Origin of the sequence: uncultured Ruminococcus sp. (assembly GCF_934476685.1) — a bacterium.
Classification (GTDB): domain Bacteria; phylum Bacillota; class Clostridia; order Oscillospirales; family Ruminococcaceae; genus Hominimerdicola.
On sequence record NZ_CAKSNX010000006.1, the window covers coordinates 31,254 to 48,942 of the forward strand.

Here is a 17,689-nt window from a genome sequence, read left to right on the forward strand (position 1 = left end):
TCAGACCACAACGTTGATGTTATTTATCTCAAGATCTTCCGTACCCGTAAGGAAACAGCCTTTCTCCTTGCAGTATGCGATATAGCTAAGTATCTCCTTCGTGATACGCTCTCCAGGAGCAAGGATAGGTATTCCGGGCGGATAGCACATCACGAACTCTCCGCATATCATACCGCTGCTCTCGCCTATCGGCACAGATCTTTTTTCGCTGTAAAACGCCTGCTGCGGCGCAATATCAACTATCGGGTTGATATATTCGTGGTCAAACAGACCTGTCGGGTCTTTTGAATAAAGTCTTTTTATCTCGGAAAGCGAGGATATGAAACGCTCTATCTCAAGCTCACGGTCGCCTGCCGAAACTATGGCGAGTATATTTCCTATATCGCCGAATTCTATCTGTATATCGTAGTCGTCACGGAGTATGTCATAAACCTCTACCCCCGCAAGTCCCATTGCTCTTGTATGCACAGAAAGCTTTGTGGAATCAAAAGCATAGAAATCATCGCCGTTTTCAAGTTCTTTTCCGAAAGCGTAATAGCCGCCTATCTTGTTTATCTCTTCCCTTGCATAATCAGCATATGCCACAGACTTCGCAAAAAGTTCCCTGCCGTTAAGTGCAAGATTTTTCCTTGCAAGGTCAAGGGAAACCATAAGCAGATACGAACCGCTGGTAGTCTGGGTAAGGTTTATTATCTGCCTTACATAACCCTCCGAAACTGTATCCGCACACAGCAGCAGTGAGGACTGAGTAAGGCTTCCGCCTGTTTTATGTATAGACACCGCCGCCATATCCGCACCTGCGTCCATTGCACTGCAAGGCAGCCCCTCGCCAAAATAAAGATGCGTTCCGTGCGCCTCGTCAGCCAGCACCAGCATACCATGCTCATGGGCAAGCTTGACTATCCGCTTTATATCAGAACAGATACCGTAATACGTCGGATTATTCACCAGCACAGCCTTTGCGTCAGGGTTTTCCAGTATAGCCTTTTCCACGTCCGCAACAGACATACCAAGCGGTATACCAAGCTGTTTGTTTGTACCAGGATTTACATACACAGGCACAGCGCCGCACACAACGAGAGCATTTATAGCGCTCCTGTGAACGTTTCTCGGCATTATTATCTTATCCCCCGCCTTGCAGGTGGCGAATACCATAGTCTGCACAGCGGCAGTAGTGCCGTTTACGATAAAAAATGCGTGTTTCGCACGAAAAGCCTGTGCCGCAAGGCTCTCAGCGTCCTTTATTACCGAAACAGGGTGGCAGAGATTATCGAGGTTTTTCATAGAGTTCACGTCACATTTAAGACATTGCTCACCAAGAAAGTCCCTCAGTTCCTTATTCATTCTTCCGCCCTTATGCCCAGGTACGTCCAGCCGCACAACACGGTTTTTCAGATGTTTTTTCAAAGCCTCATAGACAGGTGCATTGTTCTGTGTCAAATCAAAATTCAAATCTATCATCACGACCTTTGCCTATTCGTAAACGTTCATACCGCTGTATATCTCTATCATCTCACGTCTTAAGCTGTCCGAAATGTCAAGACGCTGTTTCGGAGTAAGCTCGTAAACGTCCTTTCTGAAAAGATAGTTCTGGAGATCTATCTCCTTTATGAGCAGTTTAGTGTGAAAAATATTGGACTGATAAACGTTCACATCGGTAGCGTCATATTTTGTGAGAGTTGCTTTATCTATATAATCCTGTATAGAAGTGATCTTATGATCTATAAAAAATTTCTTGCCGAGAACATCTCTTGTAAAGCCTCTTACCCTGTAATCTATGGTGATTATGTCAGAATCAAAGCTTGCGATAAGATAGTTCAGCGCATTAAGCGGCGATATCGTTCCGCAGGTGGAAACGTCGATATCCACTCTGAAAGTCGAGATAGAATTATCAGGGTGGTATTCGGGGAATGTGTGTACCGTAACATGGCTCTTATCAAGATGTGCGTGTATTATTTCAGGTGTATTCGGCAGCTGTCCCTGATTGCAGGAAGGATCTATTGATTCCTCATCAAGTTCCTTTTCCGCAATAAGCACATTAACGGAAGCTCCCTGCGGTTCGTAGTCCTGTTTGGAAATATTAAGCACTCTCGCTCCTATCATTTCCGTGACATCGCAAAGAATTTTTGTCAGTCTTTCCGAATTATACTGTTCGTCGATATAGGCTATATAGCCTTTCTGTTCACGTTCTCCTTTAGCATAGCAAACATCATAAATGTTAAAACTCAGGGTTTTTGTCAGATTATTAAATCCGTACAAAGAAAGCTTTTGCTCCAACCCTAACATCACCCAACCTTTCAGGAAAGTATAGTCGATACGCAGTTCTGCCTTTCATTGAAGCACCTCCGAAAAGCAAAAAGGCAAAATTATAGACTTGAATTTATTATAGCACATCTTAACTCAAAAGTATATAGTTTTGCGCACTTTTTTTACAAATTTGCACACGGTTTTACAAAAAAATGTCCCGCAGCATTTCTGCCGCAGGACGTTTAAGAACAAATATATACATTTAAAAATTACTTTTTATTCTTGCGTGAGATAACAAGTGCCGCTGCGGCAGCCAGCATAGCTGCGCCAGTTGCTGCACCTGCGCCTGTTGACGGGTTAGCAAGAGTATTTGCTGACTTTACAGAAGCAGAAGATACTGAGCTTACTTTCTGTGAGTTATTGTTTGAAGACGCATTGGAAGAATTCTTTCCGCCGTCATTTTCAACTATGCCGGAAGACTCGCTGCTGCTATCCGAGCTGTCTGTATTTGAGGAAGAGTCTGTGTCTGATGAACTATCTGCCTGTGATGATGAATCTGTATCTGATGAACTGTCTGCCTGCGAGGAAGAATCTGTGTCTGATGAACTATCAGCCTCTGAGGAAGAATCTGTGTCTGATGAACTATCTGCCTCTGAGGAAGAATCTGTATCTGATGAACTGTCCGCCTGTGAAGATGAGTCTATGTCTGATGAGCTGTCCACCTGTGAAGATGAGTCTATGTCTGATGAACTATCTGCCTCTGAAGATGAATCTGTGTCTGATGAACTGTCTGCCTCTGAGGAAGAATCTGTATCTGATGAACTGTCTGCCTGTGAGGATGAATCTGTGTCTGATGAACTGTCCGCCTGTGAAGATGAGTCTATGTCTGATGAGCTGTCCGCCTGTGAGGACGAATCTGTGTCTGATGAGCTATCAGCCTGTGATGATGAATCTGCGGTAGAAGAGTTGTCCGACTTTGATGTGCTGTCGTCTATTCTTGAAGTATCTGTATCTGAGGAACTTTCAGCGTCAGAAGATGTATCTGCTGCTGAAGATTCAGCCATTGATGATGAACTTTCTGCTGATGAAGGATCTGCCGCAGAAGAGCTTTCAATATCGGAAGAAGGGTCTGCCTGTGATGAGCTGTCATCATCTATCGGATCAGAAATTGTCGGTGTACTGAATGGGAAGTAGTGAGCCTGAGCGCCGCCGTCATTCATATTTCTTGCAATAACGCCGCCTTCAAGTCTGCCGCTGTCATCTATGCTGACATTTGCGTTCGGAGCAACAAAATGACCGCCGAGTGCGGCAATGCTTGCGCTCTTTGCGTCTGGTACGTTCCATACAAGCTTAAAGCCTTCAAGATTGATCTGATTGCCGTTTGTTCCGCCCTCTAAATTCTGCATGATATAGTTGTCGCAGAACTCACCGTTCCAGCGCACATATGCTCTGCCGTTCTTTCCGCTTATGCCGTAGTTGAATGAAATGCTGAAATTAACGTCCTCGGGAACGTCTGAAACAGAAATGTAAACAGGATTTTCCTTGAAATATTCAACATCATCAAAAACAAGGTTTATGATATCTGTCTGCTCATATACTGTCCAAGGGATATTTATGCTGCCCTTTGTAACGTCGATATTGAGCTGATTTGTATCCTGCGCCCAGTCTGCAAAAGGAACGAGGTCAGCTTCGGTACAGACATAAGCTGATGTATTCGCAATATCAAGTGACTCCTGACAGATGCTTTCAAATGCCTGATCCATATCTATGTAGTTGTTGTTCTGCTTGAAATTGTCGGGAAGTTCTTCCTCAGAATTGTTCACGCCATAATATACGGTCTTATTTCCCTCATAATATTTTCCCGAACCGAAGTTAGCAGTTTCGATATCATAAATATATGAAGGGTTTACCTGTCCGTCGCCGAAAGTGTTGGTCTTGTTCATTACTCCGCCGACTGCAATAGCTCCGACAGTATGTCCGCCGCCTGTCGGACCGCCGCCGGTGAGGTCGCCTTTTACAAAATACTGAAAATCGCTGAGAGCATTTTCAATAGTATATGGCTTTGAATACTCTACACTGTTTGCTGAAACATAAATTGCAGCTGCGCTTGCCGATACCATAAGTGCTGTTACTGCTGCGGCTGATCTTTTAGCGTTCATTTTCATATTAACCCAAACTCCTTCTTAAATTAATCTCTCAATACTTGGATATTAGTTTTAATATAATTACATATATTAATTTTCAACTGTAATTATAGCATCAGTACAAGTAATAGTCAATATATTTAAGCAAAAATAGGTATATATTACAATATGAACATTTACTTTTAACTTGTTTATTGTTTAAGTTTTCTAACTTAATTAACTAAATATCATTAGCCTAAATAAATCTACATTAATCTACTGTTACTGTAATAATAAAACATATGTACCTATCTTAGCCTGCATTTAGAACAATGATCGGCAAATTTTATTTTTAATTCTTTTGCCCTTGCAATTATTCATAAAAAAGTGTATAATTAAAATGATACTTACATTAACGCAAGGAGAATATCAATGCTGGTAAATATTGAACACGTTTATAAATATTTCGGCGGCGAACCGCTGCTGAAAGATATAAATCTTACCATAGAAAACCGTGAAACTATCGGTCTTATAGGTGTGAACGGCTGCGGAAAATCCACGCTGCTGAACATCATCACCGGCAGAGAGGGTTTCGACCGCACTCCTGAGGGTGACGGATCGGTCAACATCTCTTCCGGCGCTGTTATAGGCTTTTTAAGACAGAACAGCGGTCTTGACAGCGATTCAACTATCGACGAGGAACTTCACAAGGCTTTTTCCGAACTGCTGGACGTTCAGAACAGAATGAAAAAACTTGAAGAGCGTATGACCACCCTTACAGGCAGTGACCTTGAAATGGTCAGCGGTGAATATGCCGAGCTTTCATCATATTTTGAATCAAGGGACGGCTATCGTATAGATGTAAAGATAAAGCAGGTTCTCAACGGTATGGGGTTCGGCGAAACTCCTGTTGACAGAGTTATCTCAACGCTGTCTGGCGGTGAAAAAACACGTCTTGCACTGGCAAAACTGCTGCTGGAAGAACCCGACCTGCTTATTCTTGACGAGCCGACCAACCACCTTGATTTCACCACCCTTATGTGGCTGGAGGATTACCTCAAAGGCTATAAAGGCTCTATCCTCATCGTTTCCCACGACAGATATTTTCTCGATAAGGTCTGTACAAGGATATGCGAGATCGAACTTGGCAGGCTGACTTCATACAAGGGCGACTATTCCGCCTTTCTCGTGCAGAAAAAAATGAACTCCGAAAGGCAGCTCAAGGAATGGGAGGCTCAGCAGAAAGAGATCGAAAAGCTGGAGGACTACATCGTCCGCAACAAGACGAGAGCCTCCACCGCAAAAATGGCAAAGTCAAGGCAGCATATGCTTGACCGCATTGAGATAGTGGACAAGCCGCTTATGTTCCAGAAACCGCCGAAGATCGAGCTGGAATATGATATCGAGCCGACAAAGGATATCGTCAGAGTTATCGACTGCCCTCTTGTGGTAGGCAGCGGTGATGAGAAAAAGACGCTCATATCCGACCTTAACCTTCATATCCGCAGGGGCGAACACGCCGCTATAATTGGCGCAAACGGCATAGGAAAGACCTCTGTGCTGAAACTTATACAGGGCATTATCCCCCACGAGTCGGGCAATATCATATGGGGAAACAATGTAAAAATATCCTATTTTGAGCAGGAGCATAATATCCTCAATCCACGAAACACCGTGCTTGATGAAATGCTCAGCCGTTTTCCGAGAATGACCGAAGCCGAGGCAAGGAAAGCTTTAGGTGCTGTGCTGCTTTCGGGAGAAGATGTTTTCAAGCAGATATCTGTACTCAGCGGCGGCGAACGTGCAAAGCTGTGTTTTGCGATAATGGCATACACAAGAGGAAATGTGCTTGTGCTTGACGAGCCGACCAACCACCTTGACCTCAACACAAAGGAAGTTCTGGAGGACGCACTTGCAGAATTTCAGGGAACGATCATACTGGTTTCCCACGACAGATATCTGCTCAACAAGGTGGCAAGCAGGATAATCGAAGTTAAGAAGGACTCCGTCACAAGCTATGACGGCAACTTTGACGCATATGCTCAGGCTGTAAACGCCGCCGAAAAAGCCAAGGAAGAAGCTGAGGCAGAGCGTAAAAAGGCGCAGCAGCTTGAAGAATACAAGGAAAATAAGATCAAGCAGTACCGCTCCAAAGAACAGCGTGCGGAGGCAGCGAAAAAACGCAACCGCATAAGAGAGCTTGAAAAGGAGATAGAGGACACTGAGGTGCTGATATTCGACCTTGAAAATGAGATAGCCGACCCTGAGGTCGCCGCAAACTATGGTCTGATGAGCGAAAAATGTCATGCGCTTGAAGAGGCGAGAACTGCCCTTGATGAAAAAATGGACGAGTGGGCAGAGCTTTCAGACTCCCTATAATAACACAATCCCTCCAATGTGAGTATAATGAGAGTATAAACTCAGACATTTACTGCAATGGAGGGATTTTTTTGAAGATAACCAAAACGGACAGCGGAATAAAAATAATTTTAAGCTACGAAGAGCTTGATTCGACAGGGATAAGCATTTCTGACCTTGAAAAGAACTCCCTGTCGGCGCAGATATTTATAGCAGGGCTTATTTCAGCGCTGAGCAGGCTGGATCTTACTGAACTTTCCGAAGATATTGCTGTGACAGTTTCAAGGACGGAAGAATTTATCATCATACGGCTCTCTCCGGTTTCTGAAAATCCAGAGGGCAAGGCCCATACATACTGCACCTATGAGTTTGCAGGCAGCAGTCAGTTGACAGAGTTCTGCAAAAACACACTGCGCAGCTATACCGACAGGATACAAAGCTGTGAACTGTACAGTTTTATGGACAAATATTATCTTATAGTAAATTTCCGCTACGCAAGATCGACCATATCTTCAAAAAAAGAACTTCGCCGCTGTACATTTTCCACCATTTTCGCCGCAAAAATAAAGGAGTACGGAAAAAAGCTTTCCGATACTCCTTTAGAAAAAATATTTCAGATCTGATATATCTCACTTATCTCAGCGAGTCAATGGCAGCCTTTTTATCAGCTGCGCTGAAAGCATATGACCCCGAAACAAGAACGTTTGCCCCTGCATTGCGGCACACAGCGGCAGTTTCGCCGTTTATTCCGCCGTCTACCTGCAGGAAAATATCCCTGCCGCTTTTAGTGATAAGCTCCCTTACTTCCTTGATCTTGTCAACAGTTTCGGTCATGAAAGACTGTCCGCCGAAACCAGGTTCAACGGTCATAACAAGCACCATATCAACGCTTTCGAGATAAGGTTCTACTGCCGACGCAGGTGTGGCTGGCTTTACGGAAATGCCTGCTTTCAGACCTCTTGAATGTATCTTGTCAATAACAGCCTGCGGATCTTCCGCCGCCTCTATATGAAAAGTGATGATATCCGAACCGCAGTCGGCATAGTTGTCTATATACCTTATAGGATCAATAATCATAAGATGTGTATCAACAGGCACACTGATATGCTTTTTGATCTTTTTCAGCACAGGTTCACCAAAGCTGATATTCGGCACAAACACACCGTCCATAACGTCATAATGCAGCCAGTCTGTACCTGCCTGCTGAATATTTTTCAGCTCCTGAGCGATGTCAGAAAGATCGCAGCCGAGAAGCGATGCGGAAATCAATGTATCCAAAATTATCCTCCTGTTACTAATGCAGACTTACCATAGCGGAACAGTTCTGCTGAAAATTTTAATACTTGTTAATTATACAACATTACTATTCCAATGTCAAGAGAGTTTTAAGCCTGTTCATCAAGTGTTAAACCATATGCAGGAATAAATTCATCAAGAAACACCTTGACCTCAGGGATATCCATTTTCTGCACGGCTTTAAGCGTAGACTTTTCAGCTGAGAGAAAGTCAGCATTGCCCATTTTTCTTTCCTCAATACACTTTATAAGGGCAGACAGCTTGTCCGCACCTTTCACCAGCTGCCAAAGTTCCTTTTCCTTTTCAGTGGGTGAAAGCAGCGGCTCATAATACTCACGGAGATCGTCGGGCAGATATGAAAGCAGAGTATTCTCTGCCTTTTTTTCTATCTCATCATATGCGCCCTTTATATCCGAGTTGTAATATTTAACAGGTGTCGGCAGGTCGCCAGTGATTATCTCAGTAGTATCATGGTACATTGCAAGCAAAGCGCAGCGCTCAGGATCAACATTTCCGCCGAAACGCTTGTTTCTGATAAGTGCAAGGGCATGAGCAATAAAAGCCGTTTCGAGGGAATGTTCGCTGATATTTTCGGTAATGGTATTTCTCATAAGCGACCAGCGGTTAATATATTTCATTCGTGAAACGACAGCAAAAAATTTACTTTCTTTCATAATAATTCTCCTTACAAAAAAGCGGATATGCTTTAACATATCCGCTGATTTATTTGATTTTACAACAAACTATTTAACAATAGCTAACAGTACACCGGCTGCAACGGCAGAACCGATAACACCTGCTACGTTAGGACCCATAGCGTGCATAAGGAGGTAGTTCGTAGGAACTTCTTCCTGACCAACCTTCTGTGAGATACGGGCAGCCATAGGAACGGCAGATACACCTGCTGAACCGATAAGCGGATTGATCTTTCCGCCTGATACGATGTACATTACCTTACCGATAAGAACACCGCAGGCTGTACCAAGACCAAATGCGATAACACCAAGGATCATAACCTTAGCGAAGTCAATGCTGAGGACCTTGTCTGCCTGTGTAGTAGCACCAACAGATACGCCGAGGAAGATAGTGATGATATTCATAAGCTCATTCTGAGCAGTCTTTACAAGTCTGTCGCAAGCGCCGCTTTCCTTAAGGAGGTTACCGAACATCAGCATACCTACCAGCGGAGCAGCAGATGGGATCATAAGTGCAATAACGAGTGTTACGAGTACAGGGAAGATAAGCTTTTCAAGTCTTGATACCTGTCTGAGCTGACCCATAACTACTGAACGCTCTTTCTTTGTTGTGAGCAGCTTCATGATAGGCGGCTGAATGATAGGCACGAGAGCCATGTATGTATAAGCCGCAAGTGCGATAGTACCTACGTTGTTGCTGCTTTCAGAAGTAAGAAGTCTTGATGAAACGAAGATAGATGTCGGGCCGTCTGCACCGCCGATGATAGCGATAGACGCACAGTCTGCTGCGCTGAGTCCGAGAACGGCTGCGCCGACGAATGTGAAGAAGATACCGCCCTGTGCAGCAGCACCGAGGAGGAAGCTTCTAGGGCTTGCGATCAGCGGACCGAAGTCGGTCATAGCGCCGATGCCAAGGAATATCAGAGGCGGATACAACTGCAACTTAACGCCCATATACAGTATATCCAACAAGCCGCCTTCTTCTAAGACACGCTTATAATCTATAAAGTGTTCATATTCAGGGTTATCAACATATTCCCAGAACTCAGGGTGATAAAGACCTGCGCCAGGAAGGTTTGTAAGAAGCATACCGAATGAGATAGGGAGCAGCAGCAGAGGTTCAAAACCCTTTGCTATTGCCAGATACATAAACAGGAATGAAACAAGTATCATAATGATATTTTTCCATCCGTCCCCTGCAAACAGTCCGGCGAAACCGGATTCAGATGCAAGAGCACTCATTGTATCCAAAAACGAATTAATAATTGTCATGAATCAACCACATTCCTTTCACGATAAAATTGCAAAATTGATTAAAACGGTCTTGTATTCTCTATAATGCCTGCTGAAGACCATGCCGATCTCTGCGGCTTTGCAGTTTTAACGCTTCTAAGGACCATTTTCTTGCCTGTGCCTGCGCTCATAGCGGAAATAGCTGCCATAATTACTGCAACGGTTTCCTCTTCGATGCCGCTTTCTACAACAGGTGCAGGTGCTGCCGGAGCAGGTTCAGCCTTTTTAACTTCTGCTGCCTTTGCAGCTGCAGCCGCTGCGGCTTTGGCGTCCGAACGTTTATTGATAGCTTCAAATATTTTTCCGTAGACTGTTACGAGAAGGATCAGAATTATCAATCCAATAAATACAACAGATATACCTGTGATAACAACAGAAGCGACCGTACCTGCGTCGAGGTCAACTTTATTAGGATCGATTGTGCTGCCGTTAGCAAGGATTTGTGCTGAAGATAATAGTGAATAGCCCATAAAATTACTCCTTACCGAAATATTAATATAATCAAACTTAAGTATAATTATACACCAATCCCGCAGAAATTACAAGTACTTTTATCACTTTTTTTTCACAAAATTGTCCGAAGTTACACATTATTTTTTGTTACCATTTATAAATTGTGAAATTCATATAAATTGCACCGGCGGACGGGTTGCTTTTTTGACTTATTGTGGTATAATATTAGTGTTATCATACATTTTTTTCAGGAGTAAAGCTATGATTGAAAGATTTTTAAATTATATTGAAAACATGATACCCTCCCTTGTCGGGGCGGCGATAATACTTATTGCAGGCTACTTTGTGACAAAGCTCACATTAAAGCTTATGACAAAGGGGCTGACTTTAAAGCACGTTGACACGACGATACATAAATTTCTGATGTCAGTTGTCCGTGTTACGTTAACAATTATAATTGCGGTAATGGCTCTCACTGTGCTGAAAGTGCCTATGACCTCTATCGTAACGGCTATCGGTACGGCAGGACTTGCTATCGGTCTTGCACTTCAGGACAGCCTTTCAAATGTCGCAGGCGGATTTATCATACTCTTTTCAAAGCCTTTCAAGTGCGGAGATTACATCTCCATAAACGGCGAAGAGGGTACAGTGGATATGATCTCCATTCTCTACACAAGACTTCTGACCATTGAAAACAAGGCTGTAATGATACCTAACGGCACAGTTTCAAAAGCTACCATAGTGAACCTGACAGCTGAGGAGAAAAGGCGGCTGGAGCTGAAATTTTCCATAAGTTACAGCGACGACCACCACAAGGCAATGGATATCATCAGAAACGTAATTACGGCAGACGACCGCATACTTCACGAACCGAACGAACCTCTTATAGCAATGTGCGAACATCAGGACAGCGCAATTATACTTCTGCTGCGTGTGTGGGTACCGACCGAGCAATACTGGGATATGCGCTTTAAGTTTATTGAAGAGGTCAAGGAGCAGTTCGACGCAAACGGAATAACCATTCCGTTCAATCAGCTTGACGTACATCTCCCCTCTGCGCAATGACTATGCATACTCATTCTACGCTTTATCGCAGTTTTCCTGACTTTCTCTGAATTTTATTATGTCGGACTTTGCAGCATATTTTGTATCATCTGTCAGCTTGTACAGACCTTCAAGTTCTGCAAGCTTTTCGGCAAGTCTGAGATGTCCGTCGAGGACTGCTCTGATATTTTCACCGCTGTTCTCCCCTGCACATTCGCAGTAAACCCTTGCATATTCGGCGGCAGTGAACCGCTGAGCGTCCCTAAGACCTTTTATAATGGCAAGATCGCTGTTCATTCAGACACCTCCGTCAGCTCCATAAGAGCCTGTTTATGATTGCTCACCGCAGCGGAAAGCTTTTGCAGTTCTTCCCGCAGATGAGGCTCTTTAGCCTGCTTTTCGCCCTCTTTTAGTCTGTAAAACAGTTGATTTTCAGCATTGACAAGACTTCTTATCCCATTAAATTCATTGACCGTAAGATCTTTCGGCATACTCCGACCTCCAAATATGATTTTTCAAAAAACAAAGGCAGTGCATTTCAGCGCACCGCCTTTTTATTTTTCCCTTGGATAACATATTTATTCATCATGATCGGTTTTCGCCGCAGAACAGCCATATACAGCCGCCGCACCCATTTCTTTAAGCAGTCTTGCGCAGGCATTCATTGTAGAACCTGTTGTGATAACATCATCACAGATAAGTACAGTTTTTCCGTCTATCCTGCCATGCTTTGGATTTTTTATGTAGACCATATCTGCGTGCTGCTTACGTTCCCGTGCAGAAAGCATATGCTGTTCCGTCTTGTCCCTTGTACGTTTCAGCAAATGCAGATCAGCAGGCTTGCCGAGTATATCCGCTGTGAGCTTTGCCAGCAGTTCAGCCTGATCTCCGCCCCTTAAACGCTTTTTGGATATATGCATAGGCACAGCCGTAACAATATCTATCTTATCTGCCACTCCGTCAATTTTCATATATCCTGCCGTAAGCATAGCGCTGTACTCCGCAAAATTCCCCGATGCGCCCGAATATTTAAGGCTGTATATCAGATCCTTTACCTTGTCCTTATAAACGAATGCAGAATATGTCATTTCACATTCCTCTGCACCGCTTTTGTTCAGTTCCGCCAGCGGAAGTGTGTCTATGCATTTTTCACAGACAAGCTTGTCCCATTTTATGACTTTTGAACAGACAGGACATCTGTTCGGCAGGATAATATCTATGAGATACTTATAGCTTGAACGTCTGCTGACCACTGTCGTCGCCCTCCGCATTCTCCATAAGCATATTTTTCAGCGCAGTGTATCTTAGAGTACGCCTGTTGTTGTCAATCATAAAGTCCACACGCTTCTGCGAACCGACTATAATAAGCATCTTCTTTGCCCTTGTAACAGCGGTGTAAAGCAGATTTCTGTAATAAAGCTTATCATATCCACCAAACACAGTTAATATGACCACATCAAATTCCGAACCCTGACTTTTATGCACAGTTACCGCATAAGCAAGCTCCAGATTTTCAAGCATCTGCTCCGTATAGACCGCAACTCTGCCCTCAAAATCTATGGTAACGGATTTCAATATTTTGTTGACGTTGATTATTATGCCGATATCGCCATTGAATATGCCTGTGCCGCTCTCGGTGTTTTCATCGTCCAGCTGCTTTTTCCAAAGTATCTCGTAATCATTTTTCGTCTGCATTACCTTGTCGCCGCAGCGGTATATGTATTTTGGTGTTTTTATCTCGGATTTTCCTGCCGCTTTAGGGTTAAGCTCCTCCTGAAGTCTGCGGTTAAGCTCCATCGTTCCTGCCGGACCTTTTCTTGTCGGCGAAAGCACCTGTATATTTTCTATGGGCGAAAAGCCGTATGCCTTAGGCAGTCTTTCCCTGCACAGCTCCACCACAAGCGACTGCAAACCTTCAAAATCCAGCCGCTGAAAGAAAAAGAAATCCTTATCCTTTTTCTTAAGGTCTATATGCTCACCGCTGACGATCTTATGAGCGTTCATAACTATATCAGACTCCTGAGCCTGTCGGAAAATCTCTTTCAGCGTCACCACCGACATAACTCCGCTGTCGATAATATCTTTCAGCACATTTCCTGCTCCCACCGACGGCAGCTGATCGCTGTCCCCCACAAGTACCAGCTTGCAGGTAACGCTTATGGCTCTCAGCAGTGCTTCAAACAGGCATGAATCCACCATTGACATCTCGTCCACCACCAAAGCGTCGCAGTCAAGCAGATTATTTTCATCATGCACAAATTTCAGCGTATCGCCGCTTGTATACTGCACCTCAAGAAGTCTGTGGATAGTTTTTGCGTCATATCCGGTAAGATCGGATATACGCTTTGCCGCACGTCCTGTTGGGGCGGCTATCATTACTTCCAATCCCTGCTGACGGTAAAGTGAGATTATGGCATTGAGCGTAGTCGTCTTTCCCGTTCCCGGTCCGCCTGTCATAACAAGGAAACCCTTTGAAAGCGCAAGATTTATTGCCTGACGCTGTATCTTTTCATAATGTATGCCGTTTGTTTCCTCTTCAATGTCGATAACGTCTGAGAAGTCTATATTATTGTTATAGCTTATGGAACGCATTATTTCAAGACGTCTTGCAATATATTCCTCCGCCTTGTAGTAGTCACGGAGCATTATATACGGTCTTTGCTGTTTCATATACCGAAAGAGATTTTCCTCAGCTATCTCGCTTTCAAGCACCTTGTCAAAAAGCTCTGCGCTTATGCCGAGAAATTTCACAGCCATATTCCTGAGTGCCTCCTCAGGCAGACAAGTATGACCTGCGTCACCGTTCTGCCGCAGGATACAGGCTATTCCTGCGCTTATCCTGTTCTCGCTGTCTTTAGGGATATCCTGTTTTTCGGCTATCTCGTCAGCTTTTGAGAAAGGTATATCTATCTCATTTCCGCACAGGGTATAGGGGTTTGACTTTATGATATTTTCCGCACAGTCGCCCCAGCGTTTCCAAGCCTTTATGCTGTAAGAAGTAGGTATCTCGAACTGACTGAGATACACAAGCAGCGAACGGACGGCAAAAGTCGTCTTGAACTCCTTCTGCATCTTCTCTGCTTTCTTTTTGGTTATGCCGTCTATTTCAAGCAGCTGGTCGGGATCATTTTCGATAACTTCAAGAGTCATGTCGCCGAACATCTTCACCATACGTCTTGCCAGTATAGGACCTATGCCCGATATAGCACCACTGGAAAGATAACGCTGTATAGCGGCTGAGGTGGTGGGCAGTGAGCGTTCAAAGACCGAAACCTTGAACTGCTCGCCGAACTTGCGGTGAGTGGTATACTCCCCCGTCAGCACAAGCTCTTCGCCCTCCTCCACGTCGCCCATTTCGCCGACCACCGTTATAAGGTCGTTATCGCTGTTGAGCATCAGCACGCAGAAGCCCGTATCTTCATTTTTAAAGACAATACTGTCAACCTCGCCCTGAATTTTTTCCAGTTTTCCCATTAAACTCTCTCCGATTATAGCAACTAAGCTCTTTCTTTTTAAGATATTCCGTCAGCTCGGAAATATCCACTGCTTTTACGATAGAATATTCCTGCTCCAGCATTCTCGCCGTGTAATAGTTCTCGTTTTTCTCCATATGAACGATAAGTATTTCCCTGCCAAGTTCCTCGCTCTCAAAGACCTCTTCCCAATAGAAAGCCTTTACGGTCTTTTCGAGATCCTTTGTGTCCGCCGTGCAAGGAACGATAACATACCCGTTCTTTACTCCCCTGCATGAGTCCGTCATATGCTTTTTCAAAGCATAGAACACTACGCTCAGCATACAAAGGACAGCCGCAATTATTATTCCGATCATTGATGTCACCTCCGCAAATTTCTGCCTTATATTATGCAGAAAACTGCGTTAATGTCACCGTAATTATATTTTTAAGACAAATATGACAAAAAGGGCGGACATATTGCAGTCCGCCCGATAAGTCAGCTATTCAAAACGATATTATTCTGCGGACTTCTTTGCCTCGATGTCTGCAAGAGCGTCTTTTCTTGAAAGATTGATCCTGCCCTGATCGTCGATCTCCATTACCTTTACAACGATCTGGTCGCCGACATTTACAACGTCCTCTACCTTTTCAACTCTTGACTTGTCAAGCTTTGAAATGTGAACAAGTCCGTCCTTGCCTGGAGCGATCTCTACAAATGCGCCGAAGTTCATTATCTTAACTACCTTGCCTCTGTAAATAGCGCCGATCTCAGGATCGTTTGCGATAGTGTTGATAATTGTGATAGCCTGCTCAGCCTTATCCTTGTCAAGACCTGAAACAAATACGTTTCCGTCCTCAGAAATGTCGATCTTAACGTCGCACTCAGCGGAGATCTTCTGAATGACCTTTCCGCCGGAACCGATAACTTCTCTGATCTTGTCAACAGGAACCTTTGTTGTGAGCATCTTAGGAGCCCACTTGTTTACCTCTGCACGAGGAGCAGGGATTGCCTTGAGCATTATTTCATCAAGAATGTACATTCTTGCTTTTCTTGTCTTTTCAAAAGCGCTTGCGATGATATCATAGGTAAGACCGTCTACCTTGATGTCAACCTGAATAGCAGTGATACCGTTCTTTGTACCGCCTACCTTAAAGTCCATATCGCCGTAGAAGTCCTCAAGGCCCTGAATATCTACCATTGTCATCCAGCTGCCGTCTTCCTTAGTGATAAGACCGCATGAGATACCTGCAACAGGCTCTTTGATCGGAACGCCTGCGTCCATAAGAGCAAGTGTTGAACCGCAGATCGAACCCTGTGAAGTAGAACCGTTTGAAGAAAGAACTTCAGAAACGCATCTGATAGCATATGGGAAATCTTCAACAGAAGGGATAACCGGAACGAGAGCTCTCTCAGCAAGTGCGCCGTGACCGATCTCTCTTCTTCCAGGACCTCTTGAAGGTCTTGTTTCACCAACAGAGTATGATGGGAAGTTGTACTGGTGCATATATCTCTTGCTTGTTTCCTCGTCAATGCCGTCAAGCTTCTGAGCGTCGGAAACAGGTCCGAGTGTACAGATAGTCATTACCTGTGTCTGTCCTCTTGTGAAGATACCTGAACCGTGAACTCTTGGGAGCATACCAACTTCAGCAGCGAGCGGTCTGATCTCGTCGATCCCTCTTCCGTCAACTCTCTTTCCGTCATAGAGCCAGTTTCTTACTATCTTCTTCTGGAGCTTATAAAGAACCTCGTCCAGCATAGCTGTGTTGTCAGCATACTGCTCATCATACTTCTCATGAACAGCGTCGATTATCGGCTGGAGTCTTGCATCTCTTACATTCTTATCGTCTGTGTCGAGAGCGACCTTAACGTCCTCTCCTACCATAGCCTCGATCTCATCAAACAGATCGTGATCTATCTCCATAGACTGGAACTCAAACTTAGGCTTACCGATCTGAGCCTTGATGTCCTCGATGAAAGCTACCATCTTCTTGATCTCTGCGTGACCTGTCTTGATAGCTTCGAGCATAAGATCGTCAGGGATCTCGTCTGCGCCTGCCTCGATCATAACTACCTTTTCAGCAGAGCCTGCAACTGTAAGGTTGAGCTTGTTGTTAGCTCTCTGCTCAAGAGTAGGGTTAAGAACGAGCTGTCCGTCAACGTAGCCTACGTTGATAGATGCAACAGGTCCGTTCCATGGGATATCTGAAATTGAAAGTGCGATAGAAGTTGCGATCATGCCTGTGATCTCAGGTGAGTTATCAGGATCAACAGCGAGTACAGTCATAACAACTGATACGTCGTTTCTCATATCCTTAGGGAAGAGCGGTCTGATAGGTCTGTCAACGCATCTTGATGCGAGTATAGCCTTATCGCTTGCCTTGCCCTCTCTCTTTGTGAAAGATCCCGGTATTTTGCCTACTGAATACATCTTCTCCTCGAAGTCAACTGAGAGCGGGAAGAAATCAACACCATCTCTTGGCTTCTTTGAAGCTGTAACGTTAGCCATAACAACTGTTTCACCATATCTTACCCAGCATGAGCCGTTGGAAAGTCCGCAGGTCTTTCCTGTTTCAACAACGACAGGTCTGCCGGCATAAGTCGTTTCAAAGGTTCTGTAATTCTCGAACATAATTATCCTCCAATTCTTTGACGGGTGAAAGCATTAGCAATAAACAGAACACACGAGTTTCGCATACTCTGTTTAATGCTAAATTACTTTTCACC

The 17,689-nt window shown here is 44.3% G+C and carries 16 protein-coding genes; 3 read left to right on the top strand and 13 right to left on the bottom strand.

Annotation, left to right across the window (positions count from 1 at the left end; translation table 11 throughout):
• From Q0E19_RS07555 to Q0E19_RS07565, 3 genes are all read right to left on the bottom strand, one after another.
• Nucleotides 1-1,461 carry an aminotransferase class I/II-fold pyridoxal phosphate-dependent enzyme gene (locus tag Q0E19_RS07555; RefSeq protein ID WP_294408571.1) on the bottom strand — a complete coding sequence of 487 codons (1,461 nt, stop codon included), beginning with the start codon at nt 1,459-1,461 and terminating at the stop codon, nt 1-3.
• 12 nt (nt 1,462-1,473) lie between these two features.
• Nucleotides 1,474-2,289 carry an adenosylmethionine decarboxylase gene (gene speD / locus Q0E19_RS07560; RefSeq protein ID WP_294408573.1) on the bottom strand — a complete coding sequence of 272 codons (816 nt, stop codon included), beginning with the start codon at nt 2,287-2,289 and terminating at the stop codon, nt 1,474-1,476.
• Nucleotides 2,290-2,516: 227 nt separating this feature from the next.
• Complete coding sequence (locus Q0E19_RS07565) at nt 2,517-4,412, bottom strand: collagen-binding domain-containing protein (protein ID WP_294408575.1); 1,896 nt, start codon at nt 4,410-4,412, stop codon at nt 2,517-2,519.
• 390 nt (nt 4,413-4,802) lie between these two features.
• Here Q0E19_RS07565 and Q0E19_RS07570 point away from each other — a divergent pair, with 390 nt between their 5' ends.
• Entirely contained in the window at nt 4,803-6,749 is a 1,947-nt protein-coding gene (locus tag Q0E19_RS07570) for an ABC-F family ATP-binding cassette domain-containing protein (RefSeq protein WP_294408576.1), read from the top strand.
• Between the two features lie 71 nt (nt 6,750-6,820).
• Nucleotides 6,821-7,351 carry a hypothetical protein gene (locus Q0E19_RS07575; RefSeq protein WP_294408577.1) on the top strand — a complete coding sequence of 177 codons (531 nt, stop codon included), beginning with the start codon at nt 6,821-6,823 and terminating at the stop codon, nt 7,349-7,351.
• A gap of 10 nt (nt 7,352-7,361) precedes the next feature.
• On the opposite strand, the gene rpe is transcribed toward Q0E19_RS07575, so the two are convergent.
• The 4 genes from rpe to Q0E19_RS07595 all read right to left on the bottom strand — a co-directional run bounded on the left by rpe (nt 7,362) and on the right by Q0E19_RS07595 (nt 10,482).
• The gene (gene rpe, locus Q0E19_RS07580; RefSeq protein WP_294408578.1) at nt 7,362-8,006 is read right to left on the bottom strand and encodes a ribulose-phosphate 3-epimerase; all 645 of its coding nucleotides are present in this window, start codon (nt 8,004-8,006) and stop codon (nt 7,362-7,364) included.
• 107 nt (nt 8,007-8,113) lie between these two features.
• Nucleotides 8,114-8,698: a 5'-deoxynucleotidase gene (yfbR, locus tag Q0E19_RS07585; RefSeq protein ID WP_294408579.1), complete on the bottom strand. Its 585-nt coding sequence runs from the start codon at nt 8,696-8,698 to the stop codon at nt 8,114-8,116.
• A gap of 69 nt (nt 8,699-8,767) precedes the next feature.
• Complete coding sequence (locus Q0E19_RS07590; RefSeq protein WP_294408580.1) at nt 8,768-9,991, bottom strand: sodium ion-translocating decarboxylase subunit beta; 1,224 nt, start codon at nt 9,989-9,991, stop codon at nt 8,768-8,770.
• Between the two features lie 41 nt (nt 9,992-10,032).
• Nucleotides 10,033-10,482 carry an OadG family transporter subunit gene (locus Q0E19_RS07595; RefSeq protein WP_294408581.1) on the bottom strand — a complete coding sequence of 150 codons (450 nt, stop codon included), beginning with the start codon at nt 10,480-10,482 and terminating at the stop codon, nt 10,033-10,035.
• Nucleotides 10,483-10,726: 244 nt separating this feature from the next.
• Between Q0E19_RS07595 and Q0E19_RS07600 the strand changes: the two genes are divergently transcribed.
• On the top strand, nt 10,727-11,530 hold the full coding sequence (locus Q0E19_RS07600) for a mechanosensitive ion channel family protein (RefSeq protein WP_294408582.1): 804 nt from the start codon (nt 10,727-10,729) through the stop codon (nt 11,528-11,530).
• Between the two features lie 15 nt (nt 11,531-11,545).
• On the opposite strand, the gene Q0E19_RS07605 is transcribed toward Q0E19_RS07600, so the two are convergent.
• The 6 genes from Q0E19_RS07605 to Q0E19_RS07630 all read right to left on the bottom strand — a co-directional run bounded on the left by Q0E19_RS07605 (nt 11,546) and on the right by Q0E19_RS07630 (nt 17,594).
• On the bottom strand, nt 11,546-11,806 hold the full coding sequence (locus Q0E19_RS07605) for a hypothetical protein (RefSeq protein WP_294408584.1): 261 nt from the start codon (nt 11,804-11,806) through the stop codon (nt 11,546-11,548).
• Entirely contained in the window at nt 11,803-12,000 is a 198-nt protein-coding gene (locus Q0E19_RS07610; protein ID WP_294408585.1) for a hypothetical protein, read from the bottom strand. Before Q0E19_RS07610 ends, Q0E19_RS07605 begins: the two co-directional genes overlap by 4 nt.
• Nucleotides 12,001-12,087: 87 nt before the next feature.
• The gene (locus Q0E19_RS07615; RefSeq protein WP_294408587.1) at nt 12,088-12,762 is read right to left on the bottom strand and encodes a phosphoribosyltransferase family protein; all 675 of its coding nucleotides are present in this window, start codon (nt 12,760-12,762) and stop codon (nt 12,088-12,090) included.
• On the bottom strand, nt 12,737-14,983 hold the full coding sequence (locus Q0E19_RS07620) for an ATP-dependent RecD-like DNA helicase (protein ID WP_294408588.1): 2,247 nt from the start codon (nt 14,981-14,983) through the stop codon (nt 12,737-12,739). Before Q0E19_RS07620 ends, Q0E19_RS07615 begins: the two co-directional genes overlap by 26 nt.
• The gene (locus tag Q0E19_RS07625; RefSeq protein ID WP_294408590.1) at nt 14,949-15,338 is read right to left on the bottom strand and encodes a hypothetical protein; all 390 of its coding nucleotides are present in this window, start codon (nt 15,336-15,338) and stop codon (nt 14,949-14,951) included. Before Q0E19_RS07625 ends, Q0E19_RS07620 begins: the two co-directional genes overlap by 35 nt.
• 141 nt (nt 15,339-15,479) lie before the next feature.
• On the bottom strand, nt 15,480-17,594 hold the full coding sequence (locus Q0E19_RS07630; RefSeq protein ID WP_294408591.1) for a polyribonucleotide nucleotidyltransferase: 2,115 nt from the start codon (nt 17,592-17,594) through the stop codon (nt 15,480-15,482).
• Between the last annotated feature and the right edge of the window lie 95 nt (nt 17,595-17,689).